At 55.6% G+C, this 17,769-nt stretch carries 17 protein-coding genes and 1 pseudogene; 4 read left to right on the top strand and 14 right to left on the bottom strand.

The genetic code is table 11. The features are described 5' to 3' along the window. On the top strand, positions 1-512 hold a 512-nt coding region (locus tag A3C3_RS40530), incomplete at its 5' end, for a LysR family transcriptional regulator (protein WP_022719223.1). A gap of 751 nt (positions 513-1,263) precedes the next feature. Here A3C3_RS40530 and A3C3_RS48330 read toward each other — a convergent pair. After that, positions 1,264-1,365 (bottom strand): annotated as a pseudogene (locus tag A3C3_RS48330) (TniB family NTP-binding protein); the annotation flags it as partial. A 592-nt stretch (positions 1,366-1,957) separates the two neighbouring features. Between A3C3_RS48330 and cysD the strand changes: the two are divergent. Together cysD and cysN are read left to right on the top strand one after the other, a co-directional pair. Beyond that, the gene (cysD, locus tag A3C3_RS0135435) at positions 1,958-2,899 is read left to right on the top strand and encodes a sulfate adenylyltransferase subunit CysD (protein WP_022719225.1); all 942 of its coding nucleotides are present in this window, start codon (positions 1,958-1,960) and stop codon (positions 2,897-2,899) included. Further along, positions 2,899-4,794 (top strand): sulfate adenylyltransferase subunit CysN, encoded by a 1,896-nt coding sequence (cysN, locus tag A3C3_RS0135440; RefSeq protein WP_022719226.1) that lies wholly within the window; start codon positions 2,899-2,901, stop codon positions 4,792-4,794. The genes cysD and cysN overlap by 1 nt, the downstream gene beginning before the upstream one ends. Positions 4,795-5,000: 206 nt before the next feature. Here cysN and nifT read toward each other — a convergent pair whose 3' ends face one another. From nifT to A3C3_RS0135500, 13 genes are all read right to left on the bottom strand, one after another. After that, positions 5,001-5,213 (bottom strand): putative nitrogen fixation protein NifT, encoded by a 213-nt coding sequence (gene nifT / locus A3C3_RS0135445; RefSeq protein WP_022719227.1) that lies wholly within the window; start codon positions 5,211-5,213, stop codon positions 5,001-5,003. Continuing rightward, a complete protein-coding gene (locus A3C3_RS0135450) occupies positions 5,210-5,536 on the bottom strand; it encodes a nitrogen fixation protein NifZ (RefSeq protein WP_022719228.1) in 327 nt (108 codons plus the stop codon). The genes nifT and A3C3_RS0135450 overlap by 4 nt, the downstream gene beginning before the upstream one ends. Before the next feature lie 44 nt (positions 5,537-5,580). Next, positions 5,581-5,775, bottom strand: coding sequence for a 4Fe-4S dicluster domain-containing protein (locus A3C3_RS44650; RefSeq protein ID WP_084797137.1), 195 nt, complete (start codon positions 5,773-5,775; stop codon positions 5,581-5,583). A gap of 32 nt (positions 5,776-5,807) precedes the next feature. Further along, the gene (nifB, locus tag A3C3_RS0135455) at positions 5,808-7,283 is read right to left on the bottom strand and encodes a nitrogenase cofactor biosynthesis protein NifB (RefSeq protein ID WP_022719229.1); all 1,476 of its coding nucleotides are present in this window, start codon (positions 7,281-7,283) and stop codon (positions 5,808-5,810) included. A 224-nt stretch (positions 7,284-7,507) separates the two neighbouring features. After that, positions 7,508-9,154 carry a nif-specific transcriptional activator NifA gene (nifA, locus tag A3C3_RS0135460; protein ID WP_022719230.1) on the bottom strand — a complete coding sequence of 549 codons (1,647 nt, stop codon included), beginning with the start codon at positions 9,152-9,154 and terminating at the stop codon, positions 7,508-7,510. Positions 9,155-9,411: 257 nt separating this feature from the next. Then, positions 9,412-9,708: a ferredoxin family protein gene (locus A3C3_RS0135465; protein WP_022719231.1), complete on the bottom strand. Its 297-nt coding sequence runs from the start codon at positions 9,706-9,708 to the stop codon at positions 9,412-9,414. Between the two features lie 12 nt (positions 9,709-9,720). Beyond that, positions 9,721-11,028 carry an FAD-dependent oxidoreductase gene (locus A3C3_RS0135470; RefSeq protein WP_022719232.1) on the bottom strand — a complete coding sequence of 436 codons (1,308 nt, stop codon included), beginning with the start codon at positions 11,026-11,028 and terminating at the stop codon, positions 9,721-9,723. Positions 11,029-11,038: 10 nt separating this feature from the next. Next, positions 11,039-12,151 (bottom strand): electron transfer flavoprotein subunit alpha/FixB family protein, encoded by a 1,113-nt coding sequence (locus tag A3C3_RS0135475; RefSeq protein WP_028740275.1) that lies wholly within the window; start codon positions 12,149-12,151, stop codon positions 11,039-11,041. Between the two features lie 17 nt (positions 12,152-12,168). Further along, on the bottom strand, positions 12,169-13,020 hold the full coding sequence (locus A3C3_RS0135480) for an electron transfer flavoprotein subunit beta/FixA family protein (protein WP_028740276.1): 852 nt from the start codon (positions 13,018-13,020) through the stop codon (positions 12,169-12,171). A gap of 181 nt (positions 13,021-13,201) precedes the next feature. Further along, a complete protein-coding gene (gene nifW, locus A3C3_RS0135485) occupies positions 13,202-13,585 on the bottom strand; it encodes a nitrogenase stabilizing/protective protein NifW (RefSeq protein ID WP_022719235.1) in 384 nt (127 codons plus the stop codon). Between the two features lie 376 nt (positions 13,586-13,961). Further along, entirely contained in the window at positions 13,962-15,134 is a 1,173-nt protein-coding gene (gene nifS, locus A3C3_RS0135490; protein WP_022719236.1) for a cysteine desulfurase NifS, read from the bottom strand. Positions 15,135-15,267: 133 nt separating this feature from the next. Beyond that, positions 15,268-15,585 (bottom strand): iron-sulfur cluster assembly accessory protein, encoded by a 318-nt coding sequence (locus tag A3C3_RS0135495; RefSeq protein ID WP_022719237.1) that lies wholly within the window; start codon positions 15,583-15,585, stop codon positions 15,268-15,270. Between the two features lie 330 nt (positions 15,586-15,915). Next, positions 15,916-16,455: a peroxiredoxin gene (locus A3C3_RS0135500; RefSeq protein ID WP_028740277.1), complete on the bottom strand. Its 540-nt coding sequence runs from the start codon at positions 16,453-16,455 to the stop codon at positions 15,916-15,918. 698 nt (positions 16,456-17,153) lie between these two features. Here A3C3_RS0135500 and A3C3_RS0135505 point away from each other — a divergent pair. After that, on the top strand, positions 17,154-17,769 hold a 616-nt coding region (locus A3C3_RS0135505), incomplete at its 3' end, for a nitrogen fixation protein NifQ (protein WP_033419997.1).

Below are 17,769 nucleotides of genomic sequence, written 5' to 3' on the forward strand. Positions count from 1 at the left end.
ATGTCGATTTTTTAATTCTTCCGGACGTGTTCATGTCGAGCGCGCATCCCAAAGCGAAATTGTTCGACGAGGCACTCGTGTGCGTCGGCTGCCCCACGAACAAGCAGCTATTGGGGGATCTCTCTTTCGAGACATATATGTCGATGGGGCATGTTGCCGCCCAGTTCGGACGAGAGCTAAAGCCCTCCGTCGAGCAATGGCTGCTGCTTGAGCATGGCTTCAAGAGACGTATCGAGCTTGTTGTACCGGGTTTTACTTTGATTCCGCCGTTGTTGTCGGGTACCAACCGTATTGCCATTATCCCATTGCGTCTCGTCAGGTATTTCGAACAAACAATACCACTGCGCATGGTCAAATCTCCGCTGCCACCCCTCTTTTTCACTGAGGCTGTCCAGTGGCCCGCCCTTCACAACACTGATCCCGGAAACATTTGGTTACGGGAGATACTGTTGCAGGAGGCGTCGCGCATTGATCCCCAGTCGGAGACGTCTAGGAGTTGCCAAGAACATTAACTCTGATATTGACCAAGAATTCCTCGGATTTCTCCGGAACTTCTGCAGATCGAAACGCCTCATCGATAGTAAATTGTTGATACTCGGCTGCTCTTGATGGCGCCCTTTGAGTGTACTCTGCGTTTCCCACTTGCGTACCGGCTGCTGTCCGTCCTGCGTTTAGCAGCCGCACCTTTGAATCATGAACCTGTTCGGCAGCCCGTGGGACCCCGCTGCTTCCTTCAATCAGTTTGTGTTCTTGGGCATTTGCCTCAACCACCGCAACTGAATCCGTGTACTCTCGTCAGCGCTATCCTGGAGCTTCACAGGGCTCAGTGAACTACAGACTCAACGACTCAACGTTACTGAAGAGAGGAACTTCGCAGCAGCAGAACACCTGACGAACGCCATCTTCGGGCGCGGCATTAATTCGCGAATTTGGGCCGCTATGGGTCGCGGAACCCGCACCACGTGTAGGGTTTGTCGGGTCCGCGACATAGGTTTGTTGGATAAGCACTTTAGTTCGTCCGAGGATAAGTAGGTGAAACAAAGAACAAAGCTGTATTTAGCTGAAGTAAGCCAAATGGGCACGAGTTTTGAGATTCCTGGTCGCAAAACGGCGACAGCTGCCGACCGTCATTTATGTCGTAGTCAGCGTATCAACGAGGGATAAAAAGCAACATGTCAAGTTTGGGTGAGACCGCATTTCGCGGGAAGAGACGCTTCGGCAAGTCCTTCTCCCAAAGTACGCACGCTGCGGGCCGACCCGATCCAGCGGCGTGTTTCGAAGGATCGAGGTCACCAGAGCTTCGAATTGTTCGTTCGCAGCCCACCGGCTCAAGGTGAACTGTGCGAACCGACGCGCAAGCTGAACACGATCGAAGACATGCGCGTGTCTCGCGGATGATCGAGGAGGGCGAGGCCTGTTTCAAAGCTGCCGCCGATTTCCACGCCAGCATCGCAAGCGCCTTCGAGCCTACGAGCAAGATTCAAATCGAATACGAGAACCTTCTTCGAGACCCCGAAGCTTGTGTGGCAACAGTCTTCGATTTCCTTAATGTTCCACCCCTAAAGCTTTTGCGGCCGCGGCATTTTACAACGACAAGAATCGCGCGTTGAGTGAAACGGTACGGAACTTGCAGGGACACGATCAACTTCCGAGAGTTGCGGTATCACTTCGCATATGGACCTTACGCGAAATTCGTTGATCTTGATCTAGGTTGACCAGCAAAAGTGCAGGTATGTCGACACATTCAATTCAGCAATCTGGAGTAGCAAGTAGCTCGATGGACGCTTACCCGTTCTCTACCGGGATGAAGGAAGGTCAGGGATATAATCTGATGCTTGCAACGGTTCGCTCCCTGGTCCGGCGAAGGAATCCTTTCTATGCTAGGGGTGTCGGGCGAGAACGAATACCCACATTGGGCATTTGCTTTAGGAAACATAACCAAGACTGGACGACGAGCTTGAAGACTTTTGAGATTGCGGATCGTAACAATATCGCGGAACCTAAGAGCGATTATCTCAGCCGATTGGAAGCAGAGAGCATCTTTATTATTCGTGAAGCAGTCGCAGAGGCTGAAAAACCTGTTCTTCTTTACTCCGTTGGAAAGGACAGCTCGGTTCTCCTTCACCTGGCTCGAAAGGCTTTCTACCCTGCTAAGGCGCCGCTTCCTCTGTTGCACGTCGATACGCGATGGAAGTTTCGCGAAATGTACCGCTTTCGCGATGATGTGGCTCAGGCGAGCGGAATGGATCTGATCGTCCATATTAATCCGGATGCTATCGCACGAGATATAAATCCATTCGATCACGGTGCGGTCAATCACACGAAGATAACCAAGACAGAAGGCCTCAAACAAGCGCTGGATGACCACGGGTTTGATGTGGTCCTCGGCGGCGCGCGGCGCGACGAAGAACGTTCGCGAGCAAAGGAGCGCATTTTCTCGTTTCGCACTGACAAGCACGTGTGGAATCCAAGGTGCCAACGGCCGGAACTATGGAGCCTTTACAACGGCAGAAAAGCACGCGGCGAGAGCATGCGCGTCTTCCCGCTGTCGAACTGGACCGAGCTGGATATTTGGCAATATATCTATCAGGAAAACATACCGCTGGTTTCCTTGTATTTTGCGAAAGAGCGTCCAGTCGTCGTTCGGGACGGTCTCATCTTGGTCGTCGATGACGGCAGGATGCGGCTATCGCCAGCCGAGACAATTTCTATGCAGACGGTGCGTTTTCGAACACTTGGTTGCTATCCGCTGACGGGCGCTATTTCATCGAATGCGGCAAACGTAAAGGACGTTATCGTTGAACTGCTGAGTGAGCGCCATTCGGAACGGCAAGGAAGACTGGTTGATGCTGGCGCGACCGCTAACATGGAGAAATGCAAGACCGAGGGATATTTCTGATGCTGCGAAGCGGATCGTCAAATACCTCCAGCAAAGAACTCTTCTTAAGGTTCGTCGCGCAACAACAGGCGAAGAGCACTCTGCGATTCATTACGTGCGGAAGCGTAGATGACGGAAAAAGCACTCTCATAGGACGCTTGCTTTGGGAGACACAACAGATCTTCGACGATCAGCTTGAGGCCCTGAAGGCCGCATCAAAGCGGTATGGGACGCAAGGGGAAGAAATCGATTTCGCCTTACTCGTCGACGGTCTTACAGCAGAGCGCGAACAGGGTATAACGATTGACGTTGCCTATCGCTATTTCTCGACACTGAGGCGAAAGTTTATAATTGCTGATACTCCTGGGCACGAGCAGTACACACGAAATATGGTGACCGCTGCATCAACAGCCGATGCTGCTGTTTTGCTCATCGATGCTTGCAAGGGGATATCAGCACAAACTCGCCGGCATGCCTATCTCGCTGACCTCCTCGGAGTTCGTCACGTTACCCTTGCAATAAACAAGATGGATAGGATTGGATTCGACAGGCGCGTCTACGATCATCTGAGCAATGAAATGACTGACTTTGCATCGAAATTGCGGTTCGATGAGATAACAGCGATTCCGGTCAGTGCATTAAAGGGCGACAACATCTCGACCCATTCAATGAATATGCCTTGGTATACCGGCTGCACCTTGTTGGGATTTCTGGAAACCGTCAAGCCGTCCCGCGAAGCAAATGATAGGCTGGTTATGCCGGTGCAATGGATCAATCGAGCAAACTCCTCATTTCGAGGAATCTCGGGAACTGTCGCTGAAGGCACGGTTAACGTGGGCGATACTATTCGCGTCGCTGCGTCAGGGCAGACGGCAAATGTCACTGGCATCGTCACAATGGATGGCTGTTTGGAGACCGCGTCGGACAATCGCGCCATTACGATTACCTTGGACAAAGACTTGGATGTTTCCCGCGGTGATGTATTATCTAATCCTTCCTCGCCGGTTGAGCTGACGGACCATTTCGAAGCTACAATCGTGTGGATGCACGAAGAGCAGGGCCTCGTCGGTAGAGCGTATGATATCAAGCTAGCCACGCAATGGGCATCAGCTTCGATCTCTACGATTAAACACCATATTGATGTTAACACTTTCCATCATGAGGCAGCCGGCAGTTTGTCGCTAAACGATATTGCTGTGTGCGATGTATCCCTCAATAGACCGTTGGCATTTGATTGCTACGAAAATTCTAAAATACTTGGTGGCTTCATATTAGTCGACCGCTTCACCAATGTCACACTCGCCGCCGGGATGATCAAATCTAACCTTCGACGTGCTCAAAACGTGCATCGTCAATCGCTGTCCATAAGCCGGGTGGAGCGCGAACTGCTCAACGGTCATAGTGGCAGGGTCATTTGGTTCACCGGTCTTTCAGGCTCGGGAAAATCCGCTATCGCGAATGCCCTGGAGATCGAATTGCATGCGCGCGGGAAGCGCACTTATCTCCTTGACGGCGACAACATTCGACATGGCCTTAGTAAAGATCTCGGGTTCACCGATGCGGATCGGGCTGAAAACATCAGACGAATTGCTGAAGTCGCGAAGTTAATGATGGATGCCGGATTGATTGTGTTGGCAGCGTTTATCTCGCCGTTTCGTCGGGAGCGGCAGTTGGCGCGCGAATTGATTGGTGAAAACAATTTTTCGGAAGTTTATGTCGATACGCCCCTCGACACCTGTGAAAGACGCGACCCGAAGGGCTTGTACAAGAAGGCCAGAAGCGGTTTATTGCCCAATATGACAGGTATAGGCAGCCCCTACGAGAAGCCACTCGCACCAGACATCGCTGTGCACGGCGCCGATACGCCAATCGAAGAAAGCGTCAGGGAAATTGCATCACTCTTGGATATGAGGTGAGCTAATCTCATTTTGTCCTTCGTTGAGTTCCGGAGGACACCAGGGAACGAGCGTTGAATTTCTTCGCTGGTGAAATCGCGGCGAGCTTTTTCTTCAGCAGATCAAGCCAGCTCACGAACTGATGTTCCGAACGATCACCAGACGCTCCGAGTTCAGGATCGTATTACGCTGTTGTTCTTCGCGCTCATCCCTATCAACCTCCCGTATCAGTCTCCACGGGATAGCTTCCTCGCCTCGACCGTGATGGGCAGGCGGGTATCCTGCGGAAGGTCGGGGAGGGCTAGCCGCCATCCGTTCCTCAGCAATACAAAGCCGCCCCACAAGTTTTCCTTCTCGACCGAAATGATCGGCTCCTCGAGATCCTTCTTGGGAATATAGGCCGACAAGCCGACGCAGGTTCTACGAATTGTCACTTTCATCTGGCTGTCGCTTTTCTGAGACAAGTGGCGATTTCAGACGTCCCCGGAGTTGCAGCCTTATCGAGGCTCATTATTTCATAGGCGCGCATCCCGACGATGGTGCCGCGTTCAACCCATTCGACCGCATAGATGTAAAATTGCTGAAGAAAGGTGCCCACGTCTCGCACAAAGCCTTCGTCGCCCTTCCGCACGAGATTCTCGCCGATGTCCTTTCCAGGATAAGTGCCGTCATTCCTTACTTGACGGGTGGCGCGGACCCGCTCACCCGGCATAAACCGTGGTTGCTCGCGGATTTCGACCTCCTGTTCGCGTACAAGACCCATTGGCCGCTCCTCTCATTCCTTGTGCTGCGATAATCGGTTGATGGTCAGGCAGGGACGCAGGTCTTCGGCACCGGACATACCAAGGCGCATTGCTGCGTGTCGAATTCTCCCCTGCACTCGGTGCATTTTTTAGGATCAACCACGTATTTTTCCCCCTTGAAATTGATTGCGCCTGAGGGACATTCATATTCGCATGCGCCGCACTGGGTGCATTGGGATGCAATAATCTTGAAGGCCATGTTTTAGCTCCTGGTTCAGTCAGAAGGTGGGCTCAAGCCGTCGCCACCAACGGTTCGACACCAAACTCGGCGGCGTAAAGCGCACCGATCGCAGTCTCGATGTAGTCATAGCCATAAGCGTCCGTTGCTCGCACGCCCGCTTCTGCCAACTGTTTCTTCGGGCAATCACCGATCTTGGCGCACAGCAAGACGTCTATGCCTTCGAGCGTAGCGATGATGTTATAAAGTGTAGCCTCCTCGCCCCAGCCACCGACGCAGTACCGCTCGACCTTGCGGTGCCCTACCAAGTTAATCCCTTTTTGAGAGACTGCGTAAACTTGGAATTCCTTCGCATGGCCGAAGTGTTCGTTGATCCGGCCGCCGCCTTTGGTGGTCACGGCAACAAGAAGCGATCCGCCGGACCCCACGGACGTGACTGCTGTGATCGCGTCCTTCCTTGCCGCCAGATGATCGCCGCGCTCGCGCGCGACCAGCTGGCGGTAGGCGTGGCGCTTGCTGGCGTTGTATGTAACATCGCCGGGGATTTGGTCGAGCGTAAACTCCCGCCCACGATCATCGCCGAGCAGACCCACAGCATCGGCGCGACACTGCCGGCAATGGCGCATCAGCTTGGCGCCGCCTTCGAGACGATCTTGAAGCGCCTTCAGTTCTAACGGCTTTGGACCACGCTGACCGGTCAGTCCGTAATAGGTACCGTGTGAAGGCTCTGAAATCAGGGGCATCACGTTGTGCATGAATGCGCCGCGGTCCCTGACCCATCTGTTAACTTCGATGAGGTGCGCGTCATTGACGCCCGGGATCATGACCGAGTTAATCTTGGTGAGGATGCCGCGTTTGGACAGCATCTCCAAGCCTAACATTTGCCGCTCGTGAAGGATCCTGGCGGCTTCGATGCCGGTGTAGCGACTGTGCCCGTAGAATACCCACGGGTAGATCTTTGCCCCGACCTCCGGATCCACCATGTTGATGGTGATCGTCACGTGATCAACATTCATGTCAGCAAGCTCGTCGACATGGTCCGGCAGCGCGAGTCCGTTGGTCGAGATGCATAGCTTGATGTCGGGAATTTCCCTCGCGACTCGTTCGAATGTCGCTTTTGTCTTCTTCCAATCGTAACAGGCGTCGCCCGGTCCGGCGATGCCAAGGACGGCAAGCTGCGGTACTTCGCTGGCAACGGCAATCACCTTACGCAGCGCTTGGTCGGGAGTAAGCTTTTCCGATGCAACCCCGGGCCTACTTTCGTTAGCGCAGTCATATTTGCGATTGCAGTAGTTGCACTGGATGTTGCAGGCTGGCGCGACCGCGACGTGCATGCGGGCGAAATAGTGATGCGCTTCTTCTGAAAAACAGGGATGGTCCTTGATCCTCTCCCAGATCGCCGGATCTATGTCATCCGGCGCAGTAAGGCCACAGGACGAAGATGCGCAGCCGCCGGATTTTGCGGCCCCCGGTCCCCCGTTGGAGGATGCTTTGCGGGTAGTCTCAAGCTGTATCATCGGTTCCGACATCGCACGGCTCCAAGTGAACGTTACAGTTCCAGAAGCAAGAGCGATGCCAATTCATAAAATGCTGCTGTTTCATAGGGATAGCGTTAACTTGTCCGCCTTGCCGGCTTTGCTGATACAAAGGTTTTGTCGGACTTGCGACAAGGGCAATGTCGCACCCGAAGTGTCGTGTGTTAGACCAACTGAAGACAGAAGTGACGCTCGCGACGTCCTTGATAACACTCTCGTCAGAATTTTTTCACCTCGATACGAAGCCGGCGCAGAGCATAGCCGACCTGCCGCGGCGTCAGGCCGAGGATACGAGCCGCCCTGGCCTGAACCCAGCCGGCCGTCTCCATTGCATTGATCAGCCGGTCACGGTCGGTCAGACCCGGTGCCCCGATCGTGGATGCGGGACCGCTTGTAGTGCCGGCGCTGGCCGGTGGTCCGACTGACACCCTGTTGCCCGGAGGGAGGTCATTGATCGCGGTGTTGCAACTATTACAATCAGCTCCTTTCCGGAGGAGCGAAGAAAAGCATCGGCCCTGCTGACACGCGAAATCCGATGGAGCGATCATACTTGAACGGGCGAGAGTGGCGGTCCGTCGTACGCAGTTTTCCAGCTCGCGAACGTTGCCCGGGAAGTCGCATTTCGACAAAATGTCGAGTGCCGATGGCGCGAAGTCGAGATCGCGACCATTCTCATTGTTGAATCGCTGGAGGAATACTTTCGCTAGACGTGGAATGTCACCGTCGCGCTCCCTAAGCGGCGGCAAAATGATAGGCACCACATTGATCCGGTAATATAAGTCGGCTCTAAACTCCCCGCTCGCAACGGCCGTCTCGAGGTTTCTGTTGGTGGCGCATATGAGGCGAACATTAACTTTAAGCGTCTTCGTTCCGCCGACCCGCTCAAGTTCACCCTCCTGCAACACGCGTAATAACTTCGCTTGGAATTCTGGCGATATTTCGCCTATTTCATCCAGCAGCAACGTCCCACCATCCGCCAGTTCGAAACGGCCTGCTCGCTGAGAGATCGCTCCGGTGAAAGCGCCTTTTTCATGTCCAAACAGCTCCGATTCCAGAACACCTGCCGACAGCGCGGCGCAATTCAGTTTCACGAAAGGCTTCTTTCGCCGTGATGATAACTCATGTATCGCCCTCGCAAAGGATTCCTTGCCGGTGCCGCTCTCACCCCTCAGAAGTACAGCGGAGTTGGTCGCTGCCACGATAACGGCGGTCTTGACTACCTCCTTGAGCGCAGGACTCTCTCCGACAATCCAGCTGATAGTTTTGGGAGTTTGCGGGGCGGGGCCAGGCTTCCCCCCGATCCGCGAAATCTGTTCTGCTTGTTGTTCCTCGGCGATTGATCCGCCATCTCTGCACAGGTTGCGATTGAGCCGGGTGGCCAAGCCGGTGAGGTTGGCGACCATGGTCAGAAAGAGTATCTCCTCCTTGTAGTTATCACTGGCGGTGCCAGTTTCAGCGCGATCAATCCATAATGCCCCAAGCACCTTCTTTTCCACCTTGACGGGGACTCCGATGAAGGTAGCGGCAACATTGCCGTCTAAAGACGTTCGCAGCGCAGCTTTGAATAGGTCCGACTTCCTAATGTCCGGCACGACGAGCGCCTTACCGGTAGCGATGATATGCTCTATTGCCGTTTTCGGCTCGATTGTGGGAGTGGGTGACGGAGAGTCATGGCCAACACCGGAACATGCGGTGATCTCTGGCTCTCCTTCCTCGGCGGAAATCACGATCGCGCCGTGGCGCATTGGCAGAAGCGAAGAGAGGGTATTCAGCGCATTAGCAAGCGCGATCTCAAGACGAGGGGAAGCGATGAGGTCTCTCGATATCCGATAGATTCCACTGCGCCACATATCCGACTTATGCATGTTCACGACCGATTGCTCGCCCGCTGGCCGAACTCTCTATCGATACTCGAGTATGTAAACCCGGTTGGTGGTTTGTCCATGCTTTTCTGCCCTCAGTGCGCGGACTTTGTTGTTCGAGCATTCGGAAGTTCTATACCTGCATTCGGAACCGCAGAGAAAATAAAATGATATGCAAGCCGTCATGACGATTCCTGAGATTTATTTGCCGTCGCTTACGCATAGGGCGTCAATGCACTCTGAGCTGGAGATGGCGCTCATCATCCGAACTTGAAGAGGATCCCGAACCCGCCTCGCGGATAATTCCACTCGATGTCACCGTTCGCTTCGCATAACACTCTGCACGTGCCGCATTCCATGCAGCCATCCGCAACGATTTCCACCTGCCCGGTGTCGTTCAACTCATAGCATTTGGCCGGACAAATCTTCGTCAGTGCCAGCAGGTTCGGGCTTGGCGACAGGTGCGCCCGCACTTTTATGTGTGGGCGCCCCGTGTCGACCAGATAGCGATTCTGGTAGAGTTTGTCCTCGATGCGCTCCACGATGGTTGCCGTCATCTGAATTCTCCTTTAGCGCCAAGCGAAGGCGAGGCGGATTGCGTCGCTGACCAACCCCCAACGGGACCGTGCCTTGATGAAGGCGGCGGTTGTCGCCTTTTCCCTTTCGATCTTAGGAGTGCCATCAACGCGCACGAAATTCTGCGCGGCCTGCGATATCAGCTTCGGATACGTCGTGAAGAAACTTTGACAATTGGTATGGAGGAGGGCGGGCATATCTTTGTGCTTCATAAGGTCTTTCATAACGAAGGACTTGTCCAGCATGCTTTTGTAAAGGGAGAGGTTCTGCTTGGTCATCGAACCTCCGCGGCATTTTATGCGGAAGATCGACTCGCCGGCGATGCGCCCCGACGCCATGGCGAGGTTGGAACCCTCGCGGTGCACGGCATTGTTGAGTTGCGCCGCGTCGCCAACGACGACCCAGCCGTCGCCGAACAGCTGCGGGATTGCCTTGAAGCCGCCCTCCGGAATGAGATGCGCGGCGTATTCCTTGACCTCCGACCCCGCTAGCAGCGGTCGGATTGAGGGATGGCGCTTGAAGGCGTCGAGAAGGGCGTACGGTTTTTCCATGGTTTCAGCTAAGCCGGAGACGAGGCAGCCGATGCCGAGCGAGATTGACTCCCTGTTGGTATAGAGGAAGCCCAATCCGGTCATTCCGCGTGAAATTGTCCCGCCTGCTTCGATCACACAGCCCTCATCCTCGGTCAGGCCAAAGCGCTCTGCGATGACCTCTTCCGGCAGGAAATGCATCTCCTTGACCGCGAGTGCCACATTTTCCGGCTTCGGCATCTCGCGCAAGCCGGCCCGCGTGCCGAGAAGCCCGTTTACCCCTTCAGCGAGAACGACTACATCCGCAAGGATCACGTCCCCTGCGCGGTCCGTGTGAACACCTATGACCTTGCCGCTCGAATCCCGGGCGAGTTTCGTCGCCGTTGTCTCGCACAGAACGGTGCCGCCAGCCTCACGTACCTTGCACGAGAACCACTTGTCGAATTGGGCGCGGATGATCGTGTAGCGGTTTGGCCTCCGCTCATTGAAGTCGTCTGATCGATAGTGCATTCCTGTGTGCGACGTGTCGTCCATTATCCAGAACCGCTGCTCGACCAGATGCCGTTCAAGAGGCGCGTCGTCGCGGAAATCCGGAATGATCGTCTCCAGCATGCTGGCGTACAATATGGCGCCTTGGACGTTCTTGGAGCCTGGATACTCTCCGCGCTCCAACTGCAACACTTTCAGACCGTGACTAGCCATCGTGTAAGCAGCCGCGTTTCCGGACATACCGGCTCCGACTACGATGGCATCGAACTTCTCCTCGCTCATAGGCCTTACCTCAGTTCACAAGCTTCATACGATCGCGCGGCGCCATCCGCTTGGTGAAGGCTTCTGTCAATGCTGGCAAGAACGTGATCGCATCAGCCACAACGCCCATGTGGGCGAAATCGAAGATGGGGGCGTTCCGATCGGTGTTGATAGCGACAATTAGATCAGCTCCTTCGACGCCAACCCGATGCTGGACTGCGCCCGATATTCCGGCCGCAACGTAGAGCTTGGGCCGGATCGTCTTGCCCGTTTGGCCGATCTGCCGATCAAGCGGCATCCAACCCTTTTGGACCAGCGGTCGCGAACAGCCAAACTCACCGCCGATCGTCCTCGCGAGATTCTTCACGTGCTGCAGGTTCTCGGCTGCACCGAGCCCGAGCCCGCCGGCAACCACGATGTCGGCATAGGCGAGATTGGCGTCGTCCGATTGGCCATCAGAGAGAAAGCCAAGGACTTTGGTGACGATCTCTTCCTCGACCATCGTCAGATCGTGTCGGACAACGCGTCCGATTGGCTTAGCCACTCGCTGCGGCGTCGACATGACCCTCGGACGCACTGTTGCCATTTGCGGACGGCAGTTGAGCGTATAGATTGTGCACAGCAAGGAACCACCGAAGGTCGGCCGTGTTGCCGCGAGGGAACCATCTGCATCAACATCCAGTTCCGTGCAGTCGGCCGTGAGCCCCGTCTGCAACGTCGTTGCCACAGAGCCCGCAAGGTCGCGGCCGAGCGTGGTCGCACCGAGCAGGAGAATTTCAGGTTTATGGCTAATGACAAGATCTGTCAAAGCTTTGGTAAATGGCTCATTTCGATAGTTGGCGAGTAGCGGCGACTCAATGAGGTAGGCGAGGTCGGCGCCGTAAGCGAAGGCGTCTGCAATGGCAGGCCCGGTCCCCACTCCTTCCGGCGGCCCGACGACTACCCCAGCAAGCTGAACGCCCAGCTTGTCGGCAAGCTTGCGGCCCTCACCGAGCAATTCGACAGACACGGGATGGACCTGGCCCCGCTCCAGCTCAATGAAGACCCAGACGTGCCGATAGTCCTGGAAATGTTTGGGCAACTCCTTCTTCATGCCAGCACGGCCGGCGGCTGGAGACGGCGTTTCACTTTTTTGGATTTCCATCATATGCTCCTTGCTGCTCACGCACTGCCATCGGATGAAAGCTCACCTTCCAACGCCGGTTGGTTGGTGAAGATCGATGCGACCACCTCGTCAGCGACATGGCCCACCGTTTTGTCGGTCGTGTCGATTTGCGTAGCTTTTTGCGCTCGGGGGGTGGGAGCGAATACGCGCTTCACCACCGTCGGCGATCCTCTCAAGCCGCAGTTAGCCAATTCCTCAATGCCGGCGTCGGCCGCACTCCACTTCAGAATTGGGGACCGGGCGGCACGCAAGGCGTCATCGAGAGAACCGCGGCGGATAGTATTGACGCCTTCCAGCATAGTGATTAGGCACGGCAATTTGCTCTTCAGCATCTGCGTGCCGCCTTCCGAGCGCCGCTCAACCGTGATCTCGCGCGCATGGAGATCAATAGAGGCAATTTTCGTTATGTAAGTCAGTTGTTGGAGATCCAGGCGCTTGGCAATTCCAGGCCCGACCTGGGCGGTGTCGCCGTCGATCGTCTGCTTACCAGTAAAGACGATATCAGGCGCGCCAAAGCTATCGCCAATCTTCGCGATTGCTTGAGAGATAGCGAATGACGTTGCCAACGTGTCGGATCCCGCAAAGTGACGGTCTGTCAAAAGTATCGCGCGGTCCGCGCCGTAGGTGAGCGCCTTGCGCATCGCTTGCTCTGCCATGGGTGGGCCCATAGTGAGGACGGTGACCGCGCCCCCATGGCAGTCACGCACTTTGAATGCTTCTTCGAGCGCGAAGAGATCGTACGGGTTGATGATTGTCGGCACACCTTGGCGCATGATAGTATTCGTAATCGGATGAACGCGAATCTGGGCCGAGTCCGGCACCTGCTTGATACAAACTACGATGTGCATGATGGTTTTAGGCTCCCGATCGAATGTGGATTGGCGTTTCGGCTTACTCCAAGCACTATTCGTGCCAACCACATTGGGCATAGGTAATCCCCTGAAATGTTGGTGTGTTCCCTTGTCAGGATTTCGCCACGCGACAGTTTTGTCGGATTGCCGACGTTGTCGTGTAGCAACCCTGCCGCACTTATTTCTTTCCGAATGGCGTCAGGATGGAGTCCAACGGTACAAAGGTGCGACACGGCGCGGCGGCCTTGGCCGGATCGCGGTCCTTGAGCACTTTAAAGACCCGATGCGCAAGCGGCGAAGAAGTTGCAAAGTCCTCGTACGCGCGCTCGAGCGTGGCGCGCGCATGGGCAGCGATCGCTTTGTCCTGGAGATCGGAATTAACCTCCTCGGCCAGGTATTGCCCCATGCGCTTCATGATGTGGAGCCGCGAGACATTGAGCACCTTCGGATCATAGGACACGCCAAGAACTTCGAAGAATTCCTCGGCAGCCGACAAGCGCTTTAGCCGCGCGAGAATGTCGGTGACATCAATAGGAAGGTTCTCGCCCGCACAACTGTTCATTTGCGTTTTCCTTTGGTGGTCGAGGATGCGTTCGCTCCAAGCTGACGAACAGCAGCGAGCTTCGCAGATAGAGAAATGAGATGCGGTTGCCAGCGGCAACGCTACTCAGGATTGACGCGTCGAGACCCTGCAGTATTATCCACGGCTCAAGCCGTATCGGGAGGCCGCCAGACCCACCACGGCACGAACTTCGTCGACCTTGTCGGCAGCCCACGCAGGCGTATCGATCCCGCTGTCCAGCACGCGGGCTGAAGCAAGCGAGCGGCCGGCCCCAGCTTTCCCACGTGGTGAAGGCGACGCCAGCGCCATGCGTGTTTTATTGAGAACGACCGGAAGTTTCTGGTCCTCAGGCGGGGCGCCGGATTGGGAGCCCTCATCACTTAGCCTGCCCCCTGGAGCCAGGGACAGCGTCACGTAGTTTCTCCACGATTCCCGGTATCAGTTCGAGTACCCGATCCACATCCTCTTCGCGGTTATGGCGTGAAAAGGAGAAGCGAACTGCACCGAGTGCCGTACCGTGGCGAATGTTCATCGCCCTTAGAACATGGCTCGGCACCGAGGATCCAGAGGTGCAGGCGGAGCCCGAGGAGCAAGCGATGCCATGGCGATTGAGCAGAAACTGCATGGCTTCACCAGCAATGCGGTCGAAAGCGACGTTTGTGGTATTCGATAATCGTGCCAGCGGATCGCCGGTGACGAAGGTCCTGGGGATCCGCTCAAGAAGTCCTTTCTCCAATCGATCGCGGAGCGATTTTATCCGCTTGTTTTCCTCGTCCATGCACTCCAACGCGAGTTCGGCCGCCTTGCCTAAGCCTACGATCCCGGGCGTATTCTCTGTGCCCGCGCGGCGGCCGCGCTCCTGGTGACCACCCCTGACGAGTGCGTGAAAGGGCACGCCGCGTTTTATGTAGAGCGCGCCGACGCCTTTCGGACCATGTAGCTTGTGGCCGGAGAGCGACAGCATGTCGATTGCGGTCGATTTCAGGTCCATCGGAAGCTTGCCGACCGCCTGCACTGCATCGGCGTGGAAAAGCGCGCCAGCTTGCTTGGCCATCTCAGCAAGCCTTTCCACGGGGAAAATTGTTCCCGTCTCGTTGTTCGCCCACATGATCGAAACGATCGCCACGCGATGGGTGAGGGCGGTCCTGTAGGCATCAAGGTCGAGTCGGCCATGGTGGTCCACCGGGATCCTGTGCACCTTAACGCCGTGCGTCTTCTCAAGGTGCGCGCAAAGTGTTAGCACCGCCGGATGCTCGACCGCTGAAGTGACAATCTCGGTGCGCCCAGGAACCGCCTCGAGACCCGAAAGGATCGCCGTATTGACGCTTTCGGTCCCGCCCGAGGTGAAAGTGATCTCATGGTCGAACTCTGCACCGATCAGCGCTTGCAACTGCCGGCGCGCGGTCTTGATCGCTGCACCGGCAGCGGCGCCGATATCATGCATCGATGAAGCGTTGCCAAACTGATCTAAAAAGAACGGCAGCATCGCTTGAACAACTTCGGCATCGACTTGTGTTGATGCATTGTTGTCGAGATAGACAGGTCTCAATGATACCACCCTCCAACTGCCGACATGACGGAAGCCTCACAACCGCAGGGCCGTCGAGCGTTGCTCGGACGCCTGCATCGAAGACGCGTTGACCGAATCGGATCCCGCATTGCCGTTCGCCCTGCCCAGGCGATCAGCTACAGGACTTGCCGCAGGCGCACTTCTCCCGCGGGTTAGGATTGTCGAAGATAAAACCGGAGGAACCCGACTCCGTGACGAAATCCAAGGTCAAGCCGGCGATATGGGCCTGAGAGCCCGCGTCCACGAACACCTTGACCCCACCCGTCTCAATGACAGCATCGCCCTCTCGCGACTCGCTCTCCAAGCCTACATGGTATTTGGGGCCGGCGCCGTCCACTTGGACCATGATGCGCAAGCCGTTCACAGGCTCGGGAGACTGGGAAATGATACCCTTCGCTGCGGCGATTGCCTTTTCGGTGAGCTTTACCATCGGATCGTTTCTCCTGGTTTCCGAGTTGCGTTCGCAATCGACAAGGCACGTAGCGTGCCAACTGAAAAACCCGCTCTAAAACAACGTGAAGCTCAACCACCGCTATGTCGCATTTCCGACAACGTCGGAGATCGGACAATGCAGAGTGGTGCGGCTGGGTTAGCGTGAACTCGTATGAGTCATTCCTGCCAAGCGCCGGCGACTGACGTGGGTTCTCGAGCTTGCTCAGTCCGCGACCCCAACTTGGACCACACTTAAGAATTAGTGCGCAACCTGTGAAACGCAATTTAGGACCTGCGTCACAGAGCCGTCAGACGGTCTGTCATCCGGTCAGGGGGCGCCAAGCCACTTCAGCGTTGCAAGAATGTTCTGCGGTGACGAGACTCCGTACGGATCGGTTTCGCAATTATCCGAGAGTCCGTCCTCCACAAACCATTGCTCCACAACGCCGTCGTCGATCAGTGCAGCGTAGCGCCAAGATCGAAGGCCGAAGCCGAGATTATCCTTTGCGACTAACATGCCCATCTTGCGAGTGAATTCGCCTGAACCGTCAGCAATAAGCTTGACCTTCTTCAGTCCCAACGCCTTACCCCACGCATTCATCACGAAAGCGTCATTGACAGAGAGGCAGTAGACCGACTCGAATCCGTGCTTAACGAATTCGTCGTAGAGCTTTTCAAAATCCGGCAATTGCTGAGTCGAGCAGGTCGGGGTGAAGGCGCCGGGAAGCGAAAATAAAATCGTGCGCTTACCGCTAAAATAATCTTCAGTAGTCTTGTTTTCCCAACGGTACGGATTTGGCCCTTCCACGGTCTCATCGCGAACACGTGTGCGAAAAGTAACGAACGGAACCCTTTTGTTCATCGTCATCAGCATTGCTCCTTTCCGGCTCTGGATCTGCTTTCGAGCTGGCTATTGAGTGTCTTCGAGATTTCGCTACCCAAAGGGCTCGAAAAAAACTCACAATAGTCGGACCCGTAGCGGCGTCGCGTCAACTGCTCTGCTCGGCTGTTGGGCGGCTTCCAACGGGGTGCAAGCGCCGTGCCATACGACATCGTGTCCGTAACGGCACTGCGTTGCCCTGCCCGATCGAGGATCTGGCACGGCGCGTACTGGGTCCTCTTTCCCTTCGGCTTGAGCAAGCGCTGGCTGTATTTTTAGTAAGGCCCTCTCCGGTTGGACGGCAGGCGCAGCTTTGGCACAATCAATGCAACGCGGCCCCGGGACCTCCGCGGCGCGAGCTCGAGCCCACGTTTGACCTTGTCCTTGCGATGGTCAGTGTTGCAAAGCCACCATGCCGCGAGTTTGTACCCGCGTCTCAATAACGAGTCCTGCAATTTTTGGCGCAGACTCGACATCCAATGTCGTCGGTTTGTCGATCCCGAGACGCTTCGGTGTCCATCCTGCCTGCAACGAGGAGCTTGCCTAGTCCTTGAAAACACAGCAAAAGCTTGATCAAGCAGCCTCTGTAAGCGCGATTGGCATGAATTTTGAAACACTATCCTCGAGCAGTCCGCTGCCGCGCCGCAGATCATCTCGTGGCGACGTAGCGAAGGAGGGAAAGCAACATGTCAAGTGTCACTCAGATCAGAAATTTGTCGAATAGGAGAGTGACCCTCCCGACTGATCGATCTGGTTCGCCACAATCATCGCAATCGCTGGATCTGAAGCAACCTATAGACTTGGATGTGGGCTTCGATCAGTATGTCTTTTCCTGCGTGCTCTTGCACGTGTTGGAAGAGATTGCGGCCGACGTGGCAACTGCGACCGAGGCAACCGGCCTCTCCCGTGCCGAACTGCAAGACATCCTTGAACACTGTGTTCCCGCCACTGTTATGCAGGCGTTCGGCTTGGAAAACGTGCGCGAAGCCGAGCCGGGTGTGGAAGAGGAACTTCTGCGCGATCTGCTGCTCGCGCATGCTCGACAGGGCGACCCAACAAGCGCTTATTTCGCCAAGATCATCGCACGGCGCGCCTTGCGCCACGACCATCTGTGGNTGGAGCTTGGTCTATCCGATAGGTCCGAACTTAGCCTCTTGCTTGCCATCCATTTTCCCACGCTAGCGGCCGGAAATACCAATCACATGAGGTGGAAAAAATATCTTTATCGCATGCTTTGTGAGGCCGAGGGTTTTTCGCTATGCACAGCACCCAGTTGCCGAGAATGTAAGGAATATGAAAGCT

The organism is Rhizobium mongolense USDA 1844 (assembly GCF_000419765.1).
Lineage (GTDB): Bacteria > Pseudomonadota > Alphaproteobacteria > Rhizobiales > Rhizobiaceae > Rhizobium > Rhizobium mongolense.